This window comes from Mycobacterium sp. 852013-50091_SCH5140682 (genome assembly GCF_001665685.1).
Taxonomy (GTDB): domain Bacteria; phylum Actinomycetota; class Actinomycetes; order Mycobacteriales; family Mycobacteriaceae; genus Mycobacterium.
This window is the reverse complement of sequence record NZ_LZTB01000038.1, coordinates 101,267-124,839: the sequence shown is the minus strand read 5'-3', so window position 1 is coordinate 124,839 and position 23,573 is coordinate 101,267. Positions and strand designations below refer to the sequence as shown.

Here is a 23,573-nt window from a genome sequence, read left to right as displayed (position 1 = left end):
GCAAATCGGTTACTGCTGGGTAGCTTCTGAACCGGTACAGCCATCATATTTCTTCGCAAACTTCGCAAGTTAACGCTGCCATTTGGCGAAAATTGGCAATTGAAACAGGTGGACCTGCGGATATGGGCTGTGTCATCGTCGGATTAGCACATCAGTGAAGCTGCTGCGACGTTAACAAGATCGAAGGCGGTCGCAGCGTCTTAAAACCGAAGGAGCAGTCCTATGTCGACCGTGGGCACCCCCAAGTCACCGGAACAGATCCAGCACGACTGGGATCACAACCCCCGCTGGAAGGGCATCACCCGCACCTACACCCCGGAAGACGTCGTCGCGCTGCAGGGTCACGTCGTCGAGGAGGCCACCCTGGCCCGCCGTGGCGCCGAGGTGCTCTGGGACCAGCTCCACAACATGGACTTCGTCAACGCGCTCGGCGCGCTGACCGGCAACATGGCCGTCCAGCAGGTCCGCGCGGGCCTCAAGGCCATCTACCTGTCGGGTTGGCAGGTCGCCGGTGACGCCAACCTCTCCGGCCACACCTACCCTGACCAGAGCCTGTACCCGGCCAACTCGGTGCCGCAGGTCGTCCGCCGCATCAACAACGCGCTGCTGCGCGCCGACGAGATCGCCAAGGTCGAGGGCGACACCTCCGTCGAGAACTGGCTCGCCCCGATCGTCGCCGACGGTGAGGCAGGCTTCGGTGGTGCGCTCAACGTCTACGAGCTGCAGAAGGCCATGATCGCCGCCGGTGTCGCCGGTTCGCACTGGGAAGACCAGCTGGCCTCGGAGAAGAAGTGCGGCCACCTCGGTGGCAAGGTGCTCATCCCCACCCAGCAGCACATCCGCACCCTGACCTCGGCTCGCCTGGCCGCCGACGTCGCCGACGTGCCGACCGTCGTCATCGCCCGCACCGACGCCGAGGCCGCCACCCTGATCACCAGCGATGTCGACGAGCGCGACCGCCCCTTCATCACCGGCGAGCGCACCGCCGAGGGCTTCTACCGGGTCAAGAACGGCCTGGAGCCCTGCATCGCCCGCGCCAAGGCCTACGCGCCGTACTCCGACCTGATCTGGATGGAGACAGGCACCCCGGACCTGGAGCTGGCCAAGAAGTTCGCCGAGGGCGTCAAGAGCGAATTCCCCGACCAGATGCTGGCCTACAACTGCTCGCCGTCGTTCAACTGGCGCAAGCACCTGGACGACGCGACCATCGCGAAGTTCCAGAAGGAGCTCGGCGCGATGGGCTTCAAGTTCCAGTTCATCACGCTGGCCGGCTTCCACGCCCTGAACTACTCGATGTTCGATCTGGCCCACGGCTACGCCCGCAACCAGATGACCGCCTACGTCGAGCTGCAGGAGCGCGAGTTCGCCGCCGAGGAGCGTGGCTACACCGCCACCAAACACCAGCGCGAGGTCGGCGCCGGCTACTTCGACCGGATCGCCACCACCGTTGACCCGACCAGCTCGACCACCGCGCTGGCCGGTTCCACCGAAGAGGGTCAGTTCCACTGAGCCACTGATCTTCGGTCGCTAGAAGTTGACAGCGCAGGCCCCGCTCAGAATTCTTGGGCGGGGCCTGTCGCATGTCCGGATACTGAGACGAAAGTGAAGTCGTGAGCAATCAAATAGAGCGAGTGGGTGTTATCGGCGCCGGCCAGATGGGCGCGGGCATCGCCGAGGTATCGGCCCGGGCCGGCGTCGACGTCCTGGTTTTCGAGACCAATGACGACCTGGTCACCGCCGGACGCAACCGCATCACCAAGTCGTTGGAGCGCGCCGCCAGCTCGGGCAAGGTGACCGAGCAGGAGAAAGACAACGCTCTGGCAAACCTCAAATTCACCACCAGCATGGCCGATCTCGCCGACCGGCAACTCGTCGTCGAAGCGGTGATCGAAGACGAGAACGTCAAGGCAAAGATCTTCGCCGAGCTCGACCGGGTGATCAGCGACCCCGACGCCGTGCTGGCGTCCAACACCTCCAGCATCCCGATCATGAAACTCGCAGCGGTTACCCAGAATCCCGCAAGGGTGCTGGGCCTGCACTTTTTCAACCCGGTGCCGGTGCTGCCCCTGGTCGAACTCGTTCCCACGCTCGTCACCAGCGACGATGCCGCTTCGCGAGCCGAGGAATTCGCCAGTTCGGTGCTGGGGAAGCAGGTCGTGCGGTGCGCCGATCGGTCCGGTTTCGTGGTCAACGCGTTGCTGGTTCCGTACCTGCTGGCGGCGGTCCGGATGGTCGAGGGCGGGTTCGCCACGATCGAGGACGTCGACAAGGCCGTGGTTGCCGGGCTGTCGCATCCGATGGGTCCGCTGCGGCTGTCTGACCTGGTCGGCCTCGACACGTTAAAGCTGATCGCAGACAAGATGTTTGATGAGTTCAAAGAGCCGCTCTACGCCGCTCCGCCGCTGTTGCTGCGTATGGTCGAGGCGGGGCAACTCGGCAAGAAGTCCGGCAAAGGTTTCTATACCTACTGAACAGACCCGCGCTGGCACTCAAGGCCGCGCTTAGCTACCCTACCTTCAGTAGGGCCTGCTGGCTCGGTTTTGAGTCCGCGCGGCGCCACGCGCCGGCTGGGCCGGTTACTTGTCAGCAGAGAAACGTAAAGGGTTACCGTCGCATGTCACAAGCCGATTCCGATCTTGCTCCGTACTACGAGGAGTCGCAGTCGATCTACGACATCTCCAACGAGTTCTTCGCCCTGTGGCTCGGGCCGACCATGGGCTACACCTGCGGTTATTACGAGCGCGAGGACATGACGCTCGATGAGTCGCAGAACGCCAAGTTCGACCTCGCGCTGGGCAAGCTCGATCTGAAGCCGGGCATGACCCTCCTCGATATCGGCTGCGGCTGGGGCGGTGCGCTGGAGCGTGCCATCACCAAATTTGACGTCAACGTCATTGGTATCACGCTGAGCAAGGCGCAGTCGGAGTGGGCCCGCGAGCGGCTGGCCAAGATCGAGACCAACCGCACCGTCGACATCCGGCTTCAGGGCTGGGAAGAGTTCGACGAGCCCGTCGACCGGATCGTCTCGATCGGCGCGTTCGAGGCCTTCAAGGCGGAGCGGTACCCGATCTTCTTCGAGCGCGCCTACAGCATCCTGCCGGAGAACGGCGGCCGCATGCTGCTGCACACGATCCTGGCGCATACTCAGCAGTTCTTCCGCGAGAACGGCATCAAGCTCACGATCAGCGACCTGAAGTTCATGAAGTTCATCGGTGAGGAGATCTTCCCCGGTGGACAGCTGCCCGCGGTCGAGGACATCGAGAAGCTCGCCGACGGCTCGGGCTTCAAGCTCGAGCGCACTCACCTGCTGCGGCCGCACTACGCACGCACGCTGGATATGTGGGCGGCGAACCTGGAGGCGGCCAAGGACGAGGCCATCGCCATGCAGGGCCAGGAGGTCTACGACCGGTACATGAAGTACCTGACCGGTTGCGCCGACTTCTTCCGTCGCGGCATCACCAACATCGGGCAGTTCACGCTCGTCAAGTAAGTCACTTCTTCGCCGAGGCTACGGTTTTTGGCGCGATTTCCCGGATTTCGCGCCAAAAACCGTAGTGCCGGCGCATTTAGTGGGGGTACCCCGCTCGATACAGCGCATCCCAGGTGCGGGCGACGACTTCGGGTCCTCGGTATCGGAGTTGCCTGGCGCTCACCCGGACGATCGTCCAGCGGCGGGAGGCCAGAAATTCCAACCGGACGATGTCGTTCTCATGGTCCTCGGGGTTCGTCCAGTGCTGTTCTCCGTCGTACTCGACGCCGACCTTCCACTGCGGCCAGCCCATATCGATCCGCCGGCGCACCCGTCCCCGCTCGTCTGCCACGGGGATCTGAGTGACGGGACGAGGGACTCCGCCGCGGACCAGAAGGAGACGCAGCCGGGTTTCTTGGGGGGATTCGGCGCCGGGGTCGGCAAGATCGAGTGCGCTGCGCAACCGTCGGATGCCACGGGCGCCCGGATAGCGCTTCGCGCTGTCATGGACCCGGTCCGTCCCGATGTTGGTCACGTTGAGCAGCGCATCGATCTGGATGATCGCGGTGTCGAGTGGTCGTCGTCGCCCGATGTCGTAGCAGGTGCGGGCGACGCTGGTGCAGGTCATGCCGTCGACGACGTCGACCTCGTCGTCAGCGATGGCACCGGTGTGGATCAGGATGCCCGGTGGCGACGGGTGCCGGATGCGTGCAAGCTCGGCGGGTGCGTCGTCGGGGAGCCACTTGCTGCCGAGGACTGCTGCCGCGGAATATCCGGCCAGGGTTGCGCTGCGGCCGGACCACAACCATGCGGCAACGGCCCTTGACGGCGCATCGAGCGTGAAATCCGCAGGTACATAGACGTTTTGGTGAAGCTTGCGGTACCTGGTCTGAAGCGCGTACCGGCTGACGGCCCCGACGGCGAGTGCCTCGGTCGCCATGATGATGTCCCCCACACCGATATTCGACGCAGCGGGCGCACACCCGGTTCCACTTCGGCGACACTACGGTTTTTGGCGCGATTTCTCGGATTTCGCGCCAAAAACCGTAGTCTCGGCGCATCTAGGGAATGCTCACGCCGAGGCGAGCCTGCGCTTTTCCGCTTCGACATCGAAATCGGCTGGGGGCCAGGACAAGTCGAACTCCTTGAGAGCCTCGATGAGAAGCTCGAGGATGGCCAGCCGGCTGTACCACTTACGGTTGCAGGGCACGATGTGCCACGGCGCGTAGTCGGTCGACGTCCGGTCCAGCATCGCCTGGTAGGCCTCCTGGTACTGCGGCCAGAGCATGCGTTCGTCGATATCGCCCGGGTTGTATTTCCAGAACTTGTCGGGGCGGTCCAGGCGTTCGGCCAGCCGCCGCTTCTGCTCGTCGAGGGAGACGAACATCGCGACTTTGACGATCTTGGTGCCGGAGTCGACCAGCTCTTTCTCGAACGCGTTGATCTCGTCGTAGCGGGCTTCCCAGACGTCGGGCGGTACCAGGTTGTGCACGCGGACGATCAGCACGTCCTCGTAGTGCGACCGGTCGAACACGCCGATGTGCCCGGCGGGCGGCAGGGCCTTGCGGATCCGCCACAGGTAGTGGTGCGCCAGCTCCTCCTCGGTCGGCTTTCCGAAGCTGGCATACCTGATGCCCTGCGGATTGCCTGCTCCCACAACGTGTTTGACGATTCCGCCCTTGCCTGCGGTGTCCATGCCCTGTAACACCAGCAGCAGTGAGCGGGTGTCGCCGGCGCGGCTGCCCGCGTACAGCATCTCCTGCAGACCCGCGAACCGGGTGTTGCGCTCGGCCTGAAGTTCGGGGGCGTCGCTCTTGGAGCCGGTGAATCCCGGTGTGGCGTCGGGATCGATGTCGACGACCTTCTCGCCGGGCCGGAACTCCAGATGGTGGTGTGGCTCGTGGCTCCACTGCGCCGGCAGATCGTCATCGGACTTGTCGCTGCTGCTCACGCGGCCTAGTCAAGCAGCTACGGCGGCAATACCGGGGAAGGATGCGGCTGCGAGTTGAATTTCTCCAGCGAACCGCCGACCTCGACGATGCCGCACAGCGCGTTCCACGAGAGCATCGTCAGGTAGTCGATGAGCTCATCGGAGGTCATTCGGGGGTTCGACATCCAGGAGTGGGTGGCCAGCTGCACGCCGCCGACGGTGTGGAACGCCCACGCCTCGGCGCCGCCGGTGTCCATTCCCACGTCGGCCATGCGGCGGCGCAGCATCACCGCGAGCATGCGCGCGATGATCTGCTCGGAATCGGCGACCGCTTTGCTCTTGCTCGCCGAGTTGCTGGTCATGACGAATTGGTAGGGCTCGGGTTCGGCGGCCACCGTCTCGACGTAGACCTTGATGATCTCGCGGGTGAGGTCGAAACCGTCGAGGTTCGATGTCAGCGCCGCGGCCATGTTGGGGATCAGCGTGGTCTGCGCGAACCGCATCATCACGGCGGTGGTGAGGTCGTTCTTGTCGACGAAATACCGGTAGAGCACTGTCTTCGAGACGCCGATTTCGGCCGCGATCTCGTCCATGCTGACGTTGCTGCCGAGCCGGCGGATGGCCTCGAGGGTGCCGTCTACCAGCTCATTGCGTCGCTCCACCTTGTGTTGGTGCCAGCGCCGCTTTCGCCCATCGGTCTTCACCGTCGCCGGCGGAGTCTGCTGTGCCACTGTCGCGGTAGTCCCATTCCCTAGTTCCACTTGATAGTACGGCGAAACAACCCCCTCCGGCCCCTGGGACCGAGCCCTCGGGCATGCCTTTGTGGATGATGGAGGCGTGGCACATAGATCCGAAGCAGGTTTGCGTGCGCTTCCTGCTCCGCGAGCGAGTTTCGCCGAGACCCTGGCCGGGGCCGATCCGACGGCCGATGCCGAGCGGCGGCGCGGTTTGCGGCGGATGAAGGCTGTCGCGCTCGGCTTTCTGCTGGGCGCCACTGTGGTCTATCTGGTGTGCACCTGGGCAGAGTCCCGCGGCGCCGCGGCGCCGCCCTGGGTCGGATATGTGCGCGCGGCCGCCGAGGCGGGCATGGTGGGCGCGCTGGCCGACTGGTTTGCCGTCACGGCACTGTTCCGGCATCCGCTGGGCATCCCGATCCCGCACACCGCGATCATCAAGCGCAAGAAAGATCAGCTCGGCGAAGGGCTCGGCACGTTCGTGCGGGAGAACTTCATGTCACCGCAGGTCATCGAGACCAAAGTGCGCGACGCCGAGATCGCGGGCCGGCTCGGCAAATGGCTCAGTGATCGTTCCCATGCCGAGCGCGTGGCCTCGGAGAGTGCGACCGTGCTGCGGGTCGGGGTGGAGTTGTTGCGCGACGAAGACGTGCAGCACGTGCTGGACCGGATGATCGTCAAGCGCATCGCCGAGCCCAAGTGGGGCCCGCCGATCGGTCGCGTGCTGGCCACGCTGCTGGCCGAGGGTCGACAGGAGGCGCTGATCCAGCTGTTGTGCGACCGTGCGTTCCAGTGGTCGCTCAACGCCGGTGAGGTCATCGAGCGGGTGATCGAACGCGACTCTCCGACCTGGTCGCCGCGGTGGGTCGACCATCTGGTCGGCGACCGGATCCATCGAGAGCTGATGGATTTCACCGACAAGGTGCGGCGTAATCCCGACCACGAACTGCGCCGGTCGGCCACGCGCTTCATGTTCGAGTTCGCCGACGACCTGCAGAACGACGACGCCACGATCCAGCGTGCCGAGAACGTCAAAGAGCAGATCATGGCCCGCGACGAGGTGGCCCGCGCCGCCGAGACCGCGTGGAGCGCGGCCAAACGCATCATCGGGGAGTCGGTCGACGATCCGTCGTCGGCGCTGCGGACCCGGATCGCGGACTCGATCATGCGCATCGGGGAGTCGCTGCGCGACGACGCAGACCTGCGCGACAAGGTGGACAACTGGATCGTGCGGGCCGCAAAACACCTGGTCGGCGAGTATGGGACGGAGATCACAGCGATCATCACGGAGACCATCGAGCGCTGGGACGCCGACGAGGCGAGCCGCCGCATCGAACTCCATGTGGGTCGTGACCTGCAATTCATCCGGATCAATGGCACCGTGGTAGGTGCGCTGGCGGGACTGATCATCTACACGATCGGCCAACTACTGTTCTGACCTGCGCTAGCAGGTGCTTGCAATTGTTAGCACTAGGTCGTACCGTGGGTTTTGTCAGCGCAAGCCCAAACGGAACGAGGCTCAACATGTCGCAGGACGAGAATCTTGCAGCCGTGGTGAGCAATGCGGCTTCGGACATCGGAAGCTTCATTCGCAGCCAGCGTGAGGCCGCTCAGGTGTCCGTGCGCCAACTCGCCGAGAAGGCCGGCGTGAGCAATCCCTACCTCAGCCAGATCGAGCGGGGACTGCGCAAACCTTCAGCGGATGTGCTCAAGGAGATCGCCAAGGCATTGCGGGTTTCTGCCGAGGTGCTCTACCTGCGGGCCGGGATCCTCGAACCCACCGAGGGCAACCGGGTCCGCGACGCAATAGTCGGCGACACCGCGATCACCGAGCGGCAGAAGCAGGTGCTGCTCGACATATACACGTCTTTCTGTCAGCAGAACGAGGGCAGCGAAGACACAGCAGAGGCGGTGCCGGCATCGCAGGACTCAGTGCCGGAAACGCCTTCAGAAACACCGCACACACCCCCGTCATCAACTGCAAGCATCTGAAAGGAAATTCGACATGACCGAGAAGAACCAGCCCAACGTCGAGGATCTCAAGGCCCCCCTGTTCGCCGCCGTCGGCGCCGCCGATCTGGCCCTGGCCACCGTGAACGAGATCATCGCGAGCCTGCGTGAGCGCGCCGAAGAGGCCCGCACCGACGCCAACACCCGCGTCGAGGAGAGCCGTGCCCGCCTGAACAAGCTGCAGGAAGACCTGCCGGGCCAGTTCGGCGAGCTGCGCGAGAAGTTCACCTCCGAGGAACTGCGCAAGGCTGCCGAAGGCTACGCCGACCAGGCCACCGCGACCTACAACAAGCTCGTCGAGCGTGGCGAGGCCGCCCTCGAGCGCCTGCGCAACCAGCCGGCGATCGAAGAGGCCGCCAGCCGTGTCGAGGGATACACCGACCAGGTCACCGAGCTGACCCAGGAAGCGCTGGGCACCGTGGCGTCGCAGACCCGCGCCGTCGGTGAGCGTGCCGCCAAGCTCGTCGGCGTCGAACTGCCGAAGAAGGCCGAGAAGGCCGCCCCCGCCAAGAAGGCCGCCCCGGCCAAGAAGGCTGCCCCGGCCACCCCGGCCGCCAAGAAGGCTGCTCCGGCTCCCGCCGCCAAGAAGGCCGCCACCCCGGCCAAGAAGGTGACCCAGAAGTAATTCCGTCCGACCGGCTGCCACACGATTGAGGCCCGGTCGTTCGCACAGACGATGACGCCCGCATAGGGTGGTGAGGTGATACTTGCCAACCTTGCGGGCGTCATTGTTGCTGTCATCGTCGTCGCGGTGTTCGTCGTCGGTGTCTACGCCTTCGTGAACGCGGCCATGCAGCGGCCCGACGCCTACACAGCCACGGGCAAGCTCACCAAGCCGGTGTGGCTGGCCATCCTCGGAGTAGGACTGCTCCTGGAACTGTTGATGCGCGACGCCTTCGGGGCCGCCATCTCTGCCTGCGCCACCGGTGTCTACCTGGTCGACGTGCGCCCCAAGCTGCTTGAGATCCAAGGAAAACGGTAGGTCGATGCGATCACCGAAGGCCGCACTCGGTGCGGCCTGCTTGACGTTGTCCGCGCTGCTCACTCTCGCGCCGGCCGCCGTCGCCGAACCTGATCCCGGGCCCGCGCCGCCGTACGTCGACCACGTGCAGTGGGCCAAGTGGGGTGACCTGTCGAGCCTTCGGGTCTATCCCACCGCCGCCGCGCGGCAGCTGGCCGCGCAACCCGGCACCACGGCGCAGGCCGACGAGGCCTGGGGCGAGGTATTGACCCTGTCGCCGGACGCCGACCTGCCCGGTATGCGCGAACAGTTCCTGTGCCACTGGACGTTCGCCGAGCTCGTCGAGCCGGGCAAGACCAGCTGGAACTTGGAGCCGTGGCGCCCGCAGGTGCCACCCGAACAGATGGTGGCGACCCGGTGCAATCCCGGCGGTACGGAGGAACCGTTCTGATGACTGGCTACACCCGCGCCCAGGTGGCCGCGCTTGTCGACCACACCCTGCTCAAACCCGAGGCCACCGCTGCCGATGTGGCGGCGCTGGTGGCCGACGCGGCTGCGCTGGGTGTTTTCGCGGTTTGCGTGTCGCCGTCGTTCGTCCCGGTCGCCCGGGCCGCCTGCGTCGACGGCCTGACCGTCGCCACAGTGGCCGGGTTCCCGTCGGGCAAGCACCTGTCGGTGGTCAAGGCCAACGAGGCGGCGCTGGCCGCCGAGGCGGGTGCCGCCGAGGTCGACATGGTCATCGACGTCGGGGCGGCCCTGGCGGGCGACCTCGACGCAGTCGCCGCCGACGTGGCCGCGGTCCGCTCCGCGCTGCCCGCGGCGACGCTGAAGGTGATCGTCGAATCCGCGGCGCTGCTGGAGTTCTCCGGCGAGCGGCTGCTGCTCGACGTGTGTCGTGTCAGCGAGGACGCCGGAGCCGATTTCGTCAAGACCTCCACCGGGTTTCACCCCAGCGGCGGCGCTTCGGTGCGGGCGGTCGAGCTGATGGCAGGCGCGGTCGGCGGGCGGCTCGGGGTCAAGGCCAGCGGCGGCATCCGCACCGCGCAGCAGGCCGTCGCGATGCTGCAGGCCGGTGCCACCAGGCTGGGCCTGTCCGGGACCCGTGCGGTGCTCGAGGCCCTGGACTAGCGACTCACAGCTTCGCGAAGCAGGGGTCCTCGGACGCCTTGGGCATCGACGCGTTCTGCGTCGAATACTGCGCCTTCACGCCGTTGTCGGTGACCTGCACGCTGTCGGCGTGGATACCCATCGGGTAGTTGTCGGTCAGCTGGCTGGTGAAGCTGTCCAGGATGGGCTGGATCATTTCGCGCGGCCACGACAGCCCGATCGCGTTCAGCTCGGTGATCTGCAAGGCGATGCCCTTGTTCGCCACCACCGGCTTGGCGGTGATGGTGCCGAGCATGCTCTTGAGCTGGATGGTGCCCGCGGAGGCATTCGTCGACACATCGGTGATGGCCGAGCCGATGAACGGCAGCTGCACCATGTTGGCGGCCGTCTGCCTCAGGCCGTCGAGCGACCACGTGATGTCGGCCGTCAGCGATCCGACGGTGCCGCTGGAATCGGCGGTGTCGTGGATGCGCACGTCCTTGATGCCGAGCACCACCTTCATGCCCTTGGCCTCGCGGATCTGGTTACCGGCCGTCTCGATGTTGATGTTGGTGTAGTGCCCGGTGGCGTGCTGCCACAGGAACGGCGGCAGCGGGTCGAACGATGCCTTGGCGTCGTCCTGTACGACACAGGCGACGACACCCGCGACGATGCTGTCGGCGCGCTTGCGGGCGTACAGTTCGCCGCCCAGCAGCCCCGCGGCGACCAGGGCCAGCACGATGACCACGACCAGCACGATCGACAGCGGATCGGACAGCAGATTCTTGATCTTCGATGCCGCCGACGTGGGCGGTTTCGGCGCGTCGGGCGGCGTTGACGCCGCGGGCGGCGGGGTCGCCGGGTATCCGGGCGGCGGAGCCTGGGCAGGCTCGGGCGCGCTCTCGGACGTCACGGGAGGGGACTGGTCGGTGGGGCGAGCCCAGGGATCGGTCACCCCGCCGATTGTGCCCTACCGATCTGAGCGAGCTCTGAGCGGTTCTGCAGCACCGCGATGCTCTCGCGGGCCCGCCGGGCGGCATCGAGGTCGATGTCCGCGATCAGCAACTCCGTCTCCGTGCCCGCCGCTGCCACCACCTCACCGGTGGGGGAGGCGACGATGCTGCCGCCCGCGCCGGTCGGCCCGGCCTTGGCGAGCTCGTCACCCGGATAGGGCTGATCCACCGCCGCGACAAACCCCGTGGTGTCCAGTGCCCGCGCCCGGGCCAGCAGTGTCCACTGTTCGAGCTTGCCCGGCCCCGACGCCCAGGACGCGTGCACGGTGATCAGCTGGGTCCCGCGGCGGGCCAGCTCGACGAACAGTTCGGGGAAGCGGATGTCGTAGCACGTGGTCAGCCCGACCGTCACACCGTCGACGGTTATCGTCACCGGCTCGAAACCTGGTGCGACAGTTTTGGATTCGGCGAACCCGAAGGCATCGTAGAGATGGATCTTGTGGTAATGCGCCTCGACCGACGGCCCCGTCGCCAGCAGGGTGTTGGTCACCCGCCCCGCGTCGGCAGGCGCGAACATCCCGGCCACCACCACGACCCCGGCGGCGGCGGCGATGTCGCGCACCCCGTTGGCCCATGGGCCGTCCAGCGGTTGCGCAACCGGTGCCAACGGCACCCCGAAGCGGCACATGGTGGCCTCGGGGAAGAGCACCAGCTGAGCGCCGACGGCTGCGGCGCGGCGCGTATAGGACTCGACGAGCTCGAGATTGGCCGCCGGATCGGTGTCGGTGGTGATCTGCGCCAAGGCAACTCGCATGGCCTCAGGATAGTGGTGCGACGGTCGCCCACGGCACTGTCAGGACGCCGTCGCGCATGCGGCGCCGCGGCGGCTCGACCGGAAAGCCCCCGTAGCTCGCGTCGCGCAGCAATTCCAGCATCGCCCGCCAGCGCACCCGCGGCCCGAACACGCCGTGCCCGGCCACACTGGCCCAGGCCAGATCGGCGGCGCTGAGCAGGGCGTGGATGGGCTGGCCGGGCACGTTGTGGTGGATGAGCACCTTCGGCAGGCGTACCGCCAGATCCGACGGCCGTTCGATGCTGAACGGGTCGCACGCCAGGGTCAGGCTCACCGGTCCGGCGGCGTCGAGCAGCACCCAGCAGCTCAATCGGCCCAGCTCGTCGCACGTGCCGTCGATGATCAAGCCGCCCGGGGCCAGCCGGTGCTGCATCGTCGCCCACGCCTCGGGCACCGCCTCGGCCGGATACTGCCGCAACACGTTGAACGCGCGCACCAGCACCGGGCGCAGGCCGGCCAGTTCGAAGCCACCGAGGGCGAACTCGACGGACGGGCGAGCTGCGACCGACGGATCCGCGCCCCGCGTGCGGGCTAGAGCCCGGGCCGTCGCCACCCGCGCCGGGTGGATCTCCAGGCCGACGACGCGGGTATCGGCCCGCACGGACTGCAAGCGTGCCGCCAGCTCGAGCGTGGTGACCGGAAGTGCGCCGTAGCCCAGGTCCACCACCAGCGGGTCGGCCGCCGCACTCAGCGCGGTACGCACGCGCGCCGAATGCACCAGCCAACGATCGCTGCGGCGCAGCCGGTTGTATCCGGTGGTGCCCCGCGTGATCGCCCCGACGGGCCGACTCATGGCTTTCGACGCTACCGCCGTGCTCAGCTGTTCTCGGTGATCCACACCGTGGTGAACCGCTGTTCGGCAGTCAGCAGATCGACCAGCTGGCCGCCGATGAAGTTCTCGATCTTGCCGCCGACCAACGGCACCCTGACTTCGACGCTGAGCGTCACCGTCAGCCGGGCACCGCCACCGGCAAGCGCCAGCACCCCGCCGCCGTCCAAAGTCACCGGCGCCCCGGCGATGAAGCCGCTGACGGTCACGGCGGACCGGCCGTCACGAACCGGCTGCCAATGCTCCTCCCGGCGGATCCGTAGGTCGCCGTGGTGGAACTGCGACACCAACGCAGGCAGCCCGTCGGCGCGCAGCACGTGACTGGTGATGACGTCGACGTGCCCGTCGTCGCTGACGGTCAACTTGTCCAGCGTGGCATCGTCGGCGCCGAAATTGGCCAGCCGGGCGCGCCAGTACTGCTCGCTGCGGAAAGCCTGATGCACCCGTTCGACCGTGGCGGGATATTCGGTGGCCATGTCGAATGATCGCGGCATAGCCGGCCACGCTACCGTTACCGGCCGTGGCCACTTCGTATGTCGCCGGGGTGGCGGTTGCCGAGTCGGTTCCGCTGGCGCCGCTGACCACGCTGCGCGTCGGGCCGGTCGCGCGCCGGGTCCTGACCTGCACCAGCACCGAACAACTCGTCGGCGTGCTGCGCGCACTCGACGATCCGATCCTGGTGCTCGCCGGTGGCTCCAACGTGGTGCTCGCCGATGACCTCGCCGACACCCAACCCGAGCTCACCGTGGTGCGGGTGGCCAACACCGAGATCACCGTCGAAGGCAACATCGTGCGCGCCGAGGCAGGAGCGGTGTTCGACGACGTGGTGGTGACCGCACTGGCGCACGGATTGGGCGGGCTGGAATGCCTGTCCGGAATACCCGGCTCCGCCGGAGCGACGCCCGTGCAGAACGTCGGCGCATACGGAACCGAGGTTGCCGACACCATCCGGCGGGTCCGTCTGCTCGACCGCCGCAGCGGCGAAGACCGTTGGGCCGCACCGGAAGAACTGCGTTTCGCTTACCGGACCAGCGTGCTCAAGCACTCGGATGCCGTCATCGTGCTCGAGGTGGAATTCGAGCTCGACGCGCACGGCCGCAGCGCGCCGCTGCGCTACCGGGAACTGGCCAACGCACTCGGTGTGGAGACCGGCGAGCGGGCCGATCCGCTGCTGGTCCGGGAAACCGTGCTCAAGTTGCGGGCAGGCAAGGGCATGGTGCTCGACGCGGACGATCACGACACGTGGAGCGTCGGCTCGTTCTTCACCAACCCGGTGGTGTCGGCGGCCCAGTTCGACGCGTTGCGGAAATCGGCCGACGTGCCGCATTACCCGGCCCCCGACGGCGTGAAACTCGCGGCGGGCTGGCTCGTGGAGCATGCCGGCTTCGGCAAGGGCTTCCCCGGTGCCGACGCCCCGGCCCGGTTGTCGACCAAGCACGCCCTGGCCCTGACCAACCGTGGCGGGGCCACGAGCGCCGACGTGATTGCGCTGGCCAGACGTGTGCAGGCCGGTGTCCGCGAGGTGTTCGGGATAGATCTCACACCCGAACCAATTCTGATTGGCAGCTCGCTATCGGTACCCTAGGTCCACGTGAGCTCAGCCGGTTTTTTCCAGGTCCCGGCGCCGGTGATGAACCGGCGCCGAGCCCTGTCCACGCTTGCTGTCGGAGTCGGCGCAAGTGTGCTGGCAGCATGCTCGGGTAACTCGACGCCCAAGTCCGCCCCGGAGGCCGCCCCGGCGGCCCCGAAGGTGACCTACCAGCCCGGTGCTGACGCGTCCGATGTGATCCCGACCGCTGCCGTGGGAGTCCAGGTCGCTGACGGCTGGTTTCAGACCGTCAGCCTGACAAATCCGGACGGCAAAATCGTGGCCGGCGCGCTCAACAGCGACCGCACCGCCTACACGGTCACCGAACCACTCGGCTACGGCGTGACCTACAAGTGGTCCGGGTCAGTCGTGGGGCACGACGGCAAGGCCCAACCGCTGCAGGCCAAGTTCAAGACCATCGACCCGCAGAAGCAGGTCAACGGGCAGTTCCAGCTCGCCGACGGCCAGGTCGTCGGGGTGGCCGCGCCGATCATCCTGCAGTTCGACGCCTCCATCAGCGACGCCGACAAGGTGACCGTCGAAAAGGCGCTCAAGGTCACCACGGATCCGCCCGTGGAAGGTGCCTGGGCCTGGCTGCCCGACGAGGCTGCCGGCTCCCGGGTGCACTGGCGCACCCGCGAGTACTACCCGGCCGGAACCAAGGTCAACGTGAGCGCACCGCTCTACGGCGTGAAGTTCGGCGACGATGCCTACGGGGCCGCCGATTCCACGCTCAGCATCGAAATCGGCCGCCGCCAGGTGGTCAAGGCCGACGCGGCCAGCCACCGCATCCAGGTGATCAACGACGGCGGCGTGCTGTTCGACTTCCCGTGCAGCTACGGCGAGGCCGACCTGCCGCGCAACGTCACCCGCAGCGGCACCCACGTCGTCACCGAGAAGTACGCCGACTTCTACATGTCCAACCCGGCCGCCGGCTACAGCAACGTCCACGAGCGTTGGGCGGTGCGGATCTCCAACAACGGCGAGTTCATCCACGCCAACCCCGCCAGCTCCGGTGCCCAGGGCAACACCAACGTCACCAACGGCTGTATCAACCTGTCCACCGGTGATGCGGAGCAGTACTTCCACACCGCGATGTACGGCGACCCGGTCGAGGTCACCGGCACGTCCATCCAGCTGTCCTACGCCGACGGCGACATCTGGGACTGGGCGATCAGCTGGGACGAGTGGGTGTCCATGTCGGCCATCAACAACAAGAAGCCGCCGGAGATCCCGGTGAGCGCTCCTGCGACGCCCACCGATGCGCCGACCCTGTCGGGTACGCCGACCACCACGACGCCGCCGCCGGCCCGGGGGCCGGGCGGCTAATCCGTCCTGCGGTGGTACCGGGTGGCAGACGCCTGATCGCGCGGCCGGATCACGATCTGGTCCAGGTCGACGTGGCTGGGGCGGGTCGCGACGAAACCGATGACCTCGGCGATGTCCTCGGCCACCAGCGGGGTGAGCCCGGCGTAGACGGCGTCGGCGCGCGCCGCATCACCGTCGAAGCGCAGCAGGGAGAAGTCGGTGTGCACCGCGCCGGGGGCAATTTCGGTGAGCCGCACCGGTTTTCCCAGCAGCTCGCCGCGCAGGGTGCGGTGCAGCGCGCTCTGCGCATGCTTGGCCGATGTGTAGCCGCCGCCGTTGTCGTAGACCTCGAACGCCGCGATCGAGGTGACCGTGACGATCAGTCCGTCACCCGAGGCTTCCAGCGCGGGCAGCAACGCCTTGGTCACCCGCAGGGTGCCCAGCACGTTGGTCTCCCACATCCAGCGCCAGTGATCCAGGTCCGCCGCGGCCACCGGCTCCAAACCTCTGGCGCCGCCCGCGTTGTTCACCAACACGTCGACGCGATCCAAGCCCGCCGCCAGGGCCTCAACTGACGCATCGTCAGTGACGTCCGCCACAATCGCAGTCCCGTCGATCTCAGCGGCGACGGCCTCGATCCGGTCGGCTCGGCGGGCCACGCAGACCACGTGAAAGCCAAGGGAGGCAAGGGTTTTGGCGGTCGCTGCACCGATGCCCGCGCTGGCGCCGGTCACCACCGCCACCCGGCGGTCGTTCTGTGGTGTCGTCATCTGCCCAACTTTAATTGGCGTGCTAAGTTCGTCGTGTGTCTCGGAGTCCTCAGGCTGCCCTCGTGCGGCGTGCGTGTTGTTGTCGCGCACCCCGCCGCGCCTGATTCGTACCCGGACACCGTTTTCCTGTCCTGCTGAGTCGCCAGGTGTGGCCCCCATCCACCGGCCGACCTCCAGTAAGGACCTCTCACGTGACCACCGCTACCGCCGTCAGCACCGCCACCGCCGCCCCGCTGCGTCGTTCCACCCGCGCGGGCGCCGCGCACAACAAGCGCGTGCTCACCCCCGCGAGTGCCCGCTACCCCCAATCGCGCCTGCTGCACATCGTCGCGCCGTCGCTCAAGGTCGCCGACGCGGCCGCCGCATCGGTGTTCAGCGCTGCGCGGCTGCGCGGGCCGATCGCGCGTGACGCCATCGCCCAGCACACCCAGCTCAGCATCGCGACGGTGAACCGTCAGGTCACCGCGTTGCTGGAGGCCGGCATCCTGCGGGAACGCGCCGACCTCGCGGTGTCGGGCGCCATCGGACGCCCCCGGGTGCCCGTCGAGGTCAACCACGAGCCGTTCCTCACCCTTGGCATCCATATCGGTGCCCGCACCACCTCGATCGTGGCCGCCGACCTGTTCGGCCGCACCCTCGACGTGGTCGAGACGCCGACGCCGTCCGGCGCGCAGGCCGCGGCGCTGGCCACATTGGCCTCCAGCGCGCGGCGCTACCTCAGCCGCTGGCACCGCCGTCGCCCGCTGTGGGTCGGCGTCGCCTCCGGTGGCGTCGTCGACAGCACCACCGGCTACCTCGATCACCCCCGGCTGGGTTGGCACGACGCCCCGGTGGGGCCGGTGCTGGCCGAGGCGCTGGGCCTGCCCGTGTCGCTGGCTTCGCACGTCGACGCCATGGCGGGTGCCGAGCTGTTGCTGGCGGGCGCGCGGCGCGGACGTGAGGAGCAATTGGGCCGCGGACGCGAGGAGCAATTGGGTCGCGGACGTGAGGAGCAATTGGGCCGGGGCGCCGACGCCGGCCAGGCCAGGACCAGTCTGTACGTCTATGCCCGCGAAACCGTGGGCTACGCATTGTCCATCGACGGCCGCGTGCATTCCCCGGCCAGCGGGCCCGGCACCATCGCAGCCCTGCCCGCTCAGTCCGAATTGCTCGGTGGTACAGGGCAATTGGAGTCGACAGTGAGCGACGAGGCGGTGCTGACCGCGGCCCGTAAGCTGCGTATCGTGCCCGCCGACGGGCCTGCGTCCACCCTGCCGGCGGTGCTGCGCGCTGCGCGTGCGGGCAACACGCAGGCCGCCGAACTGCTGGCCGACCGGGCCCGCGTGCTCGGTGAGGCCGTCGCACTGCTGCGCGACATGCTCAACCCCGACGATCTGATCGTCGGCGGCCAGGCCTTCACCGAATACCCCGAGGGCATGGCCGCGGTGGAGTCGGCCTTCGCCCGGCGGTCGGTGCTCGCGGCGCGCGACATTCGCGTCACGGCATTCGGAAACCGGGTGCAGGAGGCCGGTGCGGGCATCGTCTCCCTCGGCGGGCTGTACGCCGATCCGATCGGTGCGATGCGGCGCGCTCAGACCCGCCGATCTGCCGCGGTGTAGACATGACGATGTGCGCCTAACTTCAGACGGTTCCGACGTCTCCGCGGAACGGCAGCGGCCCGACGGGCCGCGTCGCGTCGCGGTGCTGTCCGTGCACACCTCGCCATTGGCCCAGCCCGGCACCGGTGACGCCGGCGGGATGAACGTCTACGTGCTGCAGACGGCCCTGCAACTGGCCCGCCGCGGCGTCGAGGTGGAGATCTTCACCAGGGCGACGTCGTCGGCCGATGCGCCAACTGTCGCGGTGGCTCCCGGCGTGCTGGTGCGCAACGTCGTGGCAGGCCCGTTCGAGGGCCTCGACAAGTACGACCTGCCAACGCAGCTGTGCGCGTTCACCGCCGGGGTTCTGCGCGCCGAGGCCACCCACGAACCGGGCTACTACGACGTCGTGCATTCGCACTACTGGCTCTCCGGTCAGGTCGGCTGGTTGGCTAGGGACCGCTGGGCGGTGCCGCTGGTGCACACCGCGCACACCCTCGCCGCGGTCAAGAACGCCGCGCTGGCCGAGGGCGACGCTCCCGAGCCGCCGCTGCGCGCAGTCGGGGAACAGCAGGTGGTCGACGAAGCCGACCGGCTCATCGTCAACACCGAACATGAAGCGCAGCAACTTGTTTCGCTGCATCAGGCGGACCGCTCGCGGATCGACGTGGTGCATCCCGGGGTGGATCTCGAACTGTTCACCCCTGGCGATCGCCGCGAAGCCAGGGCAGCGCTGGGCCTCGCCGCCGACGAACAGGTGGTGGCCTTCGTCGGTCGGATCCAGCCGCTCAAGGCGCCCGACGTCCTGCTGCGGGCCGCCGCGAAACTTCCCGGCGTGCGGGTCCTGGTGGCCGGCGGGCCGTCCGGATCCGGTTTGGCCGAGCCGGAAACCCTGGTTCGACTCGCTGACGAACTGGGTATCACCGACCGCGTGACGTTCCTGCCGCCGCAGTCGCGAGCCGATTTGGTCAACGTGTACCGCGCCGCCGATCTTGTTGCCGTGCCGAGCTATTCGGAGTCCTTCGGGCTTGTAGCCATCGAGGCGCAGGCCTGCGGGACACCCGTGGTGGCCGCCGCCGTCGGCGGACTGCCGGTCGCCGTGCGCGACGGCGTCACCGGCGCGCTGGTCGACGGTCACGACATCGACGACTGGGCCGCGGCCATCGACGATGTGCTGCAACGCGATCCCGTCGCGCTGCGCCGCGCCGCCGTCGCCCACGCCGACGGCTTCTCCTGGGCCCACACCGTCGACGCGTTGCTGGCCAGCTACAGCCGGGCGATGAGCGACTACCGCGCCCGGCACGCCCAGCCCCCCGTACGCCGGTCCGGCCGCAGGTTCTCGATGCGTAGGGGAGTGCGGACATGACGGCGGTTCAGCAGGTCATCGAGGAAACCCTCGACGAGCACGGCCTGGAATACAGTCACCACCCGGGATCGCACGGCGGCCTGCCCGGCCTGGTGGTGGCGCTCCCCGGTGAGCGCAAGCTCAAGACCAACACCATCCTGAGCATCGGCGAGCATTCGGTGCGCGTGGAGGCCTTCGTCTGCCGTAAGCCCGACGAGAACCATGAGGGCGTCTACCGGTTCCTGCTCAAACGCAACCGCAGGCTCTACGGCGTCGCGTACACCCTCGACAACGTCGGCGATATCTATCTGGTCGGCCGGATGGCGCTCGACGCGGTCACGGCCGACGAGATCGACCGCGTGCTCGGGCAGGTGCTCGAGGCCGTCGATTCGGACTTCAACACGTTGCTGGAGCTGGGTTTTCGCAGCTCCATCCAGAAGGAATGGGCGTGGCGGGTGTCCCGCGGCGAGTCGCTGAAAAACCTCAAGGCCTTCGAGCATCTGATCGACGACGGCGACTCGTGAGAAGATCCTCTGGACCGCACGCGAGGAGGACAACCGAAACATGCCGACGCTGATCTTGCTCCGCCATGGTGAGTCCGACTGGAACCAGAAAAACCTGTTCACAGGATGGGTTGACGTCGACCTCACCGAAAAGGGCCGCGACGAAGCCGTGCGCGGTGGCGAACTGCTGGCCGAGCAGGGCGTGCTGCCCGACGTGGTCTACACGTCGCTGCTGCGTCGCGCCATCAACACCGCGAACCTCGCACTGGACAAGGCCGACCGGCACTGGATCCCGGTCCACCGGGACTGGCGGCTCAACGAGCGGCACTACGGGGCACTGCAGGGCCTCGACAAGGCCGCCACCAAGGAAAAGTACGGCGAAGAGCAGTTCATGGCGTGGCGGCGCAGCTACGACACGCCGCCGCCACCCATCGAGAAGGGCAGCGAGTTCAGCCAGGACGCCGACCCGCGCTACGCGGACATCGGCGGCGGACCGCTGACCGAATGCCTCGCCGACGTCGTGGCCCGGTTCGTGCCCTACTACGAGCAGGCCATCGTGCCGGACCTCAAGGCAGGCAAGACCGTGCTGGTCGCCGCGCACGGTAACTCGCTGCGGGCGCTGGTGAAATACCTCGACGGCATGTCCGACGACGAGGTCGTCGGACTGAACATCCCCACCGGCATACCGTTGCGCTACGACCTGGACGAGAACCTCAAGCCGCTGGTGGTGGGCGGGGAGTACCTGGACCCCGAGGCCGCGGCTGCAGGCGCGGCGGCCGTCGCGGCGCAGGGCGCCAAGAAGTAAGTCCGGACATTCGGCAAACAACCGGTGAACCCGGGTAAACGCAGACCGAACTCCTGTGTTTGCCTGTGTGACTTGTCCCAATTTGGCCGCACGCTGCTGGGATGACGTTCACCCGATGCGTACGCTTTTCGCGTGAGTGTTGTGTCGGCGCTACTGCTGACGGTGATCGTCGCAGTGCTTGCGCTGGCTCTCGGGCTGGGCATCGGTGTCGGGTTGATGCCCCGGATCAGGGCTAGGCAGGAGCGGCGGGCGGCCGACGAGGCGGGTCTGACCGTCTCGCAGATGCTGCAGCACATCGTGTCGCTCTCACCGGTGGGCATCGTGGTCGTCGACATGTTCAACGACGTGGTCTATACCAACGACCGGGCCGACGAGCTGGGCGTCGTGCGCGACCGACTGCTCGACGAACGGGCCTGGCGCGCCGCCGAGCAGGTGTTCGCGACCGGGCAGAGCATCGAGGTCGACCTGTCGCCGCTGAAGGTGGCCAACCCCGGCCGGTCGGGCATCTCGGTGCGGGGCACCGTGAAACTGCTCACCGACCACGACCGCCGCTTCGCCGTCGTCTACGCCGACGACCAGTCCGAGCACGCGAGGATGGAAGCGACCCGGCGCGATTTCGTGGCCAACGTCAGCCACGAACTGAAGACGCCGGTGGGCGCGCTTGGCGTGCTGGCCGAAGCGTTGCTGGCCTCGGCCGACGACCCCGACACCGTGCGGCACTTCGCGAACAAGATGGTCGCCGAATCGCACCGGCTGGCCGACATGGTCGGCGAGCTCATCGAGCTGTCCCGGCTGCAGGGCGGCGAACGGCTGCCCGATCTGGATGAGGTCGACGTCGACGCCGTTGTCGCCGAGGCGTTGTCCCGGCACAAGGTGGCCGCCGACAACGCCGATATCGCGATCACCACCGATGCGCCGACGGGCTACCGGGTGCTCGGCGACGAGGCGCTGCTGGTCACCGCCATCGCCAACCTGGTCTCCAATGCAATTGCCTACTCGCCCAACGGCTCTGGCGTGTCAGTCAGCCGGCGTCGGCGCGGCGGCAGCGTCGAGATCGCGGTGACCGACCGCGGTATCGGTATCGCCAAGGCCGACCAGGAGCGGGTGTTCGAACGGTTCTTCCGGGTGGACAAGGCGCGTTCGCGGGCCACCGGCGGTACCGGCCTCGGGTTGGCGATCGTCAAACACGTTGCGGCCAACCACAACGGAACCATCCGGCTGTGGAGTCAGCCGGGAACGGGGTCGACGTTCACGTTGTCGATCCCGGCCTATCCCCATCACGACCGATCAGATGATTCGTACGAACGAGAGGATTAGCGAGAACGATGACCAGCGTGTTGATCGTTGAGGACGAGGAGTCGCTGGCCGATCCACTGGCATTCCTGCTCCGCAAGGAAGGCTTCGAGGCCACCGTGGTGGCCGACGGCCCTTCAGCTCTGGCCGAATTCGAGCGCTCCGGCGCCGACATCGTGCTGCTGGACCTGATGCTGCCCGGGATGAGCGGCACCGACGTCTGTAAGCAGTTGCGGTCCCGCTCGAGCGTGCCGGTGATCATGGTGACCGCCCGCGACAGCGAGATCGACAAGGTCGTCGGGCTGGAACTGGGCGCCGACGACTATGTCACCAAACCGTATTCGGCGCGCGAGCTGATCGCCCGGATCCGGGCGGTGCTGCGCCGGGGATCCGATTCCGACGACACCGGCGCCGGTGACGGCGTGCTGGAGGCCGGCCCGGTCCGCATGGATGTCGAACGCCACGTGGTCAGCGTCAACGGGGAGCAGATCACGTTGCCGCTCAAGGAGTTCGACCTGCTCGAGTACCTGATGCGCAACAGCGGGCGGGTGCTCACCCGCGGCCAGCTCATCGACCGGGTGTGGGGCGCGGACTACGTCGGCGATACCAAAACGCTTGACGTGCATGTCAAGCGGCTGCGGTCGAAGATCGAGGCCGATCCGGCCAACCCTGTGCACCTGGTGACGGTCCGCGGGCTGGGTTACAAGCTGGAGGGCTAGCTAGCCCTCACCGCCGGTCGCGGCGGCGCGGGTCGCCGGGTGTATCGCGATGAGTCCTAAGCTGCTGCGCCGCTTGCACATTGCGGCCAGTTCGGCGTAGGCCTTCTCGCCGAGCAGTGCGGTGAGTTCGGGTGCGTAGGACTCCCACACCTGCTTCTCGCCGACGTGGGCGCCCGGATCGCCGGTGCAGTACCAGTGCAGGTCCGCGCCGCCCTCGCCCCAGCCGCGCCGGTCGTACTCGGTGATGACGGTGCGCAGCACCTGAGTGCCGTCGGGCCTGCTCACCCAGTCCTGGCTGCGCCGGATCGGCAACTGCCAGCACACATCCGGCTTCATGGTCAGCGGTTCGACGCCGATCTTGAGCGCCTTGCTGTGCAGCGCGCAGCCGATGCCCGCGGGAAAACCGGGCCGGTTCAAGAAGATGCAGGCGCCCTTGTACTTGCGGGTGCGCAGATTCGGCTTGCCGTCGTATTCGTCGTCTTCGAGATAACCCTTGCGGCCCAGGCCTTTGTCGCGGAACTGCCAGTCCTCGTCGGTCAGCTGTTTGACCGCATCGTCGAGCCGGGCGCGGTCGTCGTCGTCGGACAGGAAGGCGCCGTGCGAGCAGCACCCGTCGTCGGGCCGTCCGGCCACGGTGCCCTTGCAGGCCGGGGTGCCGAACACACACGTCCAGCGGGACAGCAGCCAGGTCATATCGGCCGCGATGAGATGCTCCGCGTCGTCGGGGTCGTAGAACTCCACCCACTCGCGGGCAAAGTCCAACTCGACTTCCCCAGGATGCACGTCTGTCACGGGGGGAAACGGTACTCGCATCCGGCTGAACCCGATTTATTTCGCGCT

Annotated in this window: 26 protein-coding genes; 17 read left to right on the top strand and 9 right to left on the bottom strand. The window is 67.3% G+C overall.

What is annotated here, in order from left to right; all coding sequences use genetic code 11:
* Positions 1-222: 222 nt before the first annotated feature.
* The 3 genes from aceA (at position 223) to A5784_RS12850 (ending at position 3,490) form a co-directional block, all read left to right on the top strand.
* Entirely contained in the window at positions 223-1,509 is a 1,287-nt protein-coding gene (aceA, locus tag A5784_RS12860) for an isocitrate lyase (protein ID WP_064945281.1), read from the top strand.
* Positions 1,510-1,610: 101 nt separating this feature from the next.
* On the top strand, positions 1,611-2,471 hold the full coding sequence (locus A5784_RS12855) for a 3-hydroxybutyryl-CoA dehydrogenase (RefSeq protein WP_064945280.1): 861 nt from the start codon (positions 1,611-1,613) through the stop codon (positions 2,469-2,471).
* 143 nt (positions 2,472-2,614) lie between these two features.
* Positions 2,615-3,490: a cyclopropane mycolic acid synthase family methyltransferase gene (locus A5784_RS12850; RefSeq protein WP_064945279.1), complete on the top strand. Its 876-nt coding sequence runs from the start codon at positions 2,615-2,617 to the stop codon at positions 3,488-3,490.
* A gap of 76 nt (positions 3,491-3,566) precedes the next feature.
* On the opposite strand, the gene A5784_RS12845 is transcribed toward A5784_RS12850, so the two are convergent.
* The 3 genes from A5784_RS12845 to A5784_RS12835 form a co-directional block, all read right to left on the bottom strand.
* The gene (locus A5784_RS12845) at positions 3,567-4,424 is read right to left on the bottom strand and encodes a hypothetical protein (protein ID WP_064945278.1); all 858 of its coding nucleotides are present in this window, start codon (positions 4,422-4,424) and stop codon (positions 3,567-3,569) included.
* Positions 4,425-4,541: 117 nt separating this feature from the next.
* A complete protein-coding gene (locus A5784_RS12840) occupies positions 4,542-5,420 on the bottom strand; it encodes a polyphosphate kinase 2 family protein (RefSeq protein WP_064945277.1) in 879 nt (292 codons plus the stop codon).
* 17 nt (positions 5,421-5,437) lie between these two features.
* Complete coding sequence (locus A5784_RS12835) at positions 5,438-6,130, bottom strand: TetR/AcrR family transcriptional regulator (protein ID WP_064945276.1); 693 nt, start codon at positions 6,128-6,130, stop codon at positions 5,438-5,440.
* Between the two features lie 91 nt (positions 6,131-6,221).
* Here A5784_RS12835 and A5784_RS12830 point away from each other — a divergent pair, with 91 nt between their 5' ends.
* The 6 genes from A5784_RS12830 (at position 6,222) to deoC (ending at position 10,232) form a co-directional block, all read left to right on the top strand.
* On the top strand, positions 6,222-7,571 hold the full coding sequence (locus tag A5784_RS12830) for a DUF445 domain-containing protein (protein ID WP_197514722.1): 1,350 nt from the start codon (positions 6,222-6,224) through the stop codon (positions 7,569-7,571).
* 86 nt (positions 7,572-7,657) lie between these two features.
* Positions 7,658-8,125 carry a helix-turn-helix domain-containing protein gene (locus tag A5784_RS12825; RefSeq protein WP_064945275.1) on the top strand — a complete coding sequence of 156 codons (468 nt, stop codon included), beginning with the start codon at positions 7,658-7,660 and terminating at the stop codon, positions 8,123-8,125.
* Positions 8,126-8,138: 13 nt separating this feature from the next.
* A complete protein-coding gene (locus A5784_RS12820) occupies positions 8,139-8,768 on the top strand; it encodes a hypothetical protein (RefSeq protein WP_029369540.1) in 630 nt (209 codons plus the stop codon).
* Positions 8,769-8,843: 75 nt separating this feature from the next.
* Positions 8,844-9,125, top strand: coding sequence for a DUF2516 family protein (locus A5784_RS12815; protein ID WP_064945274.1), 282 nt, complete (start codon positions 8,844-8,846; stop codon positions 9,123-9,125).
* Positions 9,126-9,129: 4 nt separating this feature from the next.
* Positions 9,130-9,555 carry a DUF2599 domain-containing protein gene (locus tag A5784_RS12810; protein ID WP_064945273.1) on the top strand — a complete coding sequence of 142 codons (426 nt, stop codon included), beginning with the start codon at positions 9,130-9,132 and terminating at the stop codon, positions 9,553-9,555.
* Complete coding sequence (deoC, locus tag A5784_RS12805; protein WP_064945272.1) at positions 9,555-10,232, top strand: deoxyribose-phosphate aldolase; 678 nt, start codon at positions 9,555-9,557, stop codon at positions 10,230-10,232. The genes A5784_RS12810 and deoC overlap by 1 nt, the downstream gene beginning before the upstream one ends.
* A gap of 4 nt (positions 10,233-10,236) precedes the next feature.
* Here the strand turns inward: deoC and A5784_RS12800 are convergent, their stop codons facing one another.
* The 4 genes from A5784_RS12800 to A5784_RS12785 are packed head-to-tail and all read right to left on the bottom strand — an operon-like array spanning position 10,237 to position 13,319.
* Positions 10,237-11,145, bottom strand: a complete 909-nt coding sequence (locus A5784_RS12800; RefSeq protein WP_064945271.1) for an LmeA family phospholipid-binding protein — start codon at positions 11,143-11,145, stop codon at positions 10,237-10,239.
* On the bottom strand, positions 11,142-11,957 hold the full coding sequence (locus A5784_RS12795; RefSeq protein ID WP_064945270.1) for a carbon-nitrogen hydrolase family protein: 816 nt from the start codon (positions 11,955-11,957) through the stop codon (positions 11,142-11,144). The genes A5784_RS12800 and A5784_RS12795 overlap by 4 nt, the downstream gene beginning before the upstream one ends.
* 4 nt (positions 11,958-11,961) lie before the next feature.
* Positions 11,962-12,789, bottom strand: a complete 828-nt coding sequence (locus A5784_RS12790; protein WP_064945269.1) for a class I SAM-dependent methyltransferase — start codon at positions 12,787-12,789, stop codon at positions 11,962-11,964.
* Between the two features lie 23 nt (positions 12,790-12,812).
* Positions 12,813-13,319 (bottom strand): DUF2505 domain-containing protein, encoded by a 507-nt coding sequence (locus tag A5784_RS12785; RefSeq protein ID WP_064945268.1) that lies wholly within the window; start codon positions 13,317-13,319, stop codon positions 12,813-12,815.
* A 26-nt stretch (positions 13,320-13,345) separates the two neighbouring features.
* Here A5784_RS12785 and A5784_RS12780 point away from each other — a divergent pair, with 26 nt between their 5' ends.
* A complete protein-coding gene (locus tag A5784_RS12780) occupies positions 13,346-14,410 on the top strand; it encodes a UDP-N-acetylmuramate dehydrogenase (RefSeq protein WP_064945267.1) in 1,065 nt (354 codons plus the stop codon).
* Positions 14,411-14,455: 45 nt separating this feature from the next.
* On the top strand, positions 14,456-15,742 hold the full coding sequence (locus tag A5784_RS12775; protein ID WP_197514728.1) for a L,D-transpeptidase: 1,287 nt from the start codon (positions 14,456-14,458) through the stop codon (positions 15,740-15,742).
* On the opposite strand, the gene A5784_RS12770 is transcribed toward A5784_RS12775, so the two are convergent.
* Positions 15,739-16,491 carry an SDR family oxidoreductase gene (locus A5784_RS12770; protein WP_064945265.1) on the bottom strand — a complete coding sequence of 251 codons (753 nt, stop codon included), beginning with the start codon at positions 16,489-16,491 and terminating at the stop codon, positions 15,739-15,741. The genes A5784_RS12775 and A5784_RS12770 overlap by 4 nt on opposite strands.
* Positions 16,492-16,766: 275 nt before the next feature.
* Here A5784_RS12770 and A5784_RS12765 point away from each other — a divergent pair, with 275 nt between their 5' ends.
* The 6 genes from A5784_RS12765 (at position 16,767) to regX (ending at position 22,733) form a co-directional block, all read left to right on the top strand.
* The gene (locus A5784_RS12765; RefSeq protein ID WP_232006027.1) at positions 16,767-18,089 is read left to right on the top strand and encodes an ROK family protein; all 1,323 of its coding nucleotides are present in this window, start codon (positions 16,767-16,769) and stop codon (positions 18,087-18,089) included.
* A gap of 10 nt (positions 18,090-18,099) precedes the next feature.
* Positions 18,100-19,434, top strand: coding sequence for a D-inositol-3-phosphate glycosyltransferase (gene mshA, locus A5784_RS12760; RefSeq protein WP_064945306.1), 1,335 nt, complete (start codon positions 18,100-18,102; stop codon positions 19,432-19,434).
* Positions 19,431-19,937 (top strand): type III secretion system chaperone family protein, encoded by a 507-nt coding sequence (locus tag A5784_RS12755; protein WP_064945263.1) that lies wholly within the window; start codon positions 19,431-19,433, stop codon positions 19,935-19,937. The genes mshA and A5784_RS12755 overlap by 4 nt, the downstream gene beginning before the upstream one ends.
* Positions 19,938-19,977: 40 nt before the next feature.
* A complete protein-coding gene (locus A5784_RS12750; RefSeq protein ID WP_064945262.1) occupies positions 19,978-20,721 on the top strand; it encodes a phosphoglyceromutase in 744 nt (247 codons plus the stop codon).
* 132 nt (positions 20,722-20,853) lie between these two features.
* The gene (locus A5784_RS12745; RefSeq protein WP_064945261.1) at positions 20,854-22,038 is read left to right on the top strand and encodes a sensor histidine kinase; all 1,185 of its coding nucleotides are present in this window, start codon (positions 20,854-20,856) and stop codon (positions 22,036-22,038) included.
* Positions 22,039-22,046: 8 nt separating this feature from the next.
* On the top strand, positions 22,047-22,733 hold the full coding sequence (regX, locus tag A5784_RS12740) for a two-component sensory transduction protein RegX (RefSeq protein WP_064945260.1): 687 nt from the start codon (positions 22,047-22,049) through the stop codon (positions 22,731-22,733).
* On the opposite strand, the gene A5784_RS12735 is transcribed toward regX, so the two are convergent.
* On the bottom strand, positions 22,734-23,525 hold the full coding sequence (locus A5784_RS12735; RefSeq protein WP_064945259.1) for a DUF3109 family protein: 792 nt from the start codon (positions 23,523-23,525) through the stop codon (positions 22,734-22,736).
* Positions 23,526-23,573 lie beyond the last annotated feature (48 nt).

Coding starts and splice junctions, on each gene's coding strand:
- aceA (WP_064945281.1), top strand. CDS start 223: ATGTCGACCGTGGGCACCCCCAAGTCACCGGAACAGATCCAGCACGAC.
- A5784_RS12850 (WP_064945279.1), top strand. CDS start 2,615: ATGTCACAAGCCGATTCCGATCTTGCTCCGTACTACGAGGAGTCGCAG.
- A5784_RS12825 (WP_064945275.1), top strand. CDS start 7,658: ATGTCGCAGGACGAGAATCTTGCAGCCGTGGTGAGCAATGCGGCTTCG.
- A5784_RS12820 (WP_029369540.1), top strand. CDS start 8,139: ATGACCGAGAAGAACCAGCCCAACGTCGAGGATCTCAAGGCCCCCCTG.
- A5784_RS12810 (WP_064945273.1), top strand. CDS start 9,130: ATGCGATCACCGAAGGCCGCACTCGGTGCGGCCTGCTTGACGTTGTCC.
- deoC (WP_064945272.1), top strand. CDS start 9,555: ATGACTGGCTACACCCGCGCCCAGGTGGCCGCGCTTGTCGACCACACC.
- A5784_RS12795 (WP_064945270.1), bottom strand. CDS start 11,957: ATGCGAGTTGCCTTGGCGCAGATCACCACCGACACCGATCCGGCGGCC.
- A5784_RS12790 (WP_064945269.1), bottom strand. CDS start 12,789: ATGAGTCGGCCCGTCGGGGCGATCACGCGGGGCACCACCGGATACAAC.
- A5784_RS12785 (WP_064945268.1), bottom strand. CDS start 13,319: ATGCCGCGATCATTCGACATGGCCACCGAATATCCCGCCACGGTCGAA.
- A5784_RS12775 (WP_197514728.1), top strand. CDS start 14,456: ATGAACCGGCGCCGAGCCCTGTCCACGCTTGCTGTCGGAGTCGGCGCA.
- A5784_RS12770 (WP_064945265.1), bottom strand. CDS start 16,491: ATGACGACACCACAGAACGACCGCCGGGTGGCGGTGGTGACCGGCGCC.
- A5784_RS12755 (WP_064945263.1), top strand. CDS start 19,431: ATGACGGCGGTTCAGCAGGTCATCGAGGAAACCCTCGACGAGCACGGC.
- A5784_RS12750 (WP_064945262.1), top strand. CDS start 19,978: ATGCCGACGCTGATCTTGCTCCGCCATGGTGAGTCCGACTGGAACCAG.
- regX (WP_064945260.1), top strand. CDS start 22,047: ATGACCAGCGTGTTGATCGTTGAGGACGAGGAGTCGCTGGCCGATCCA.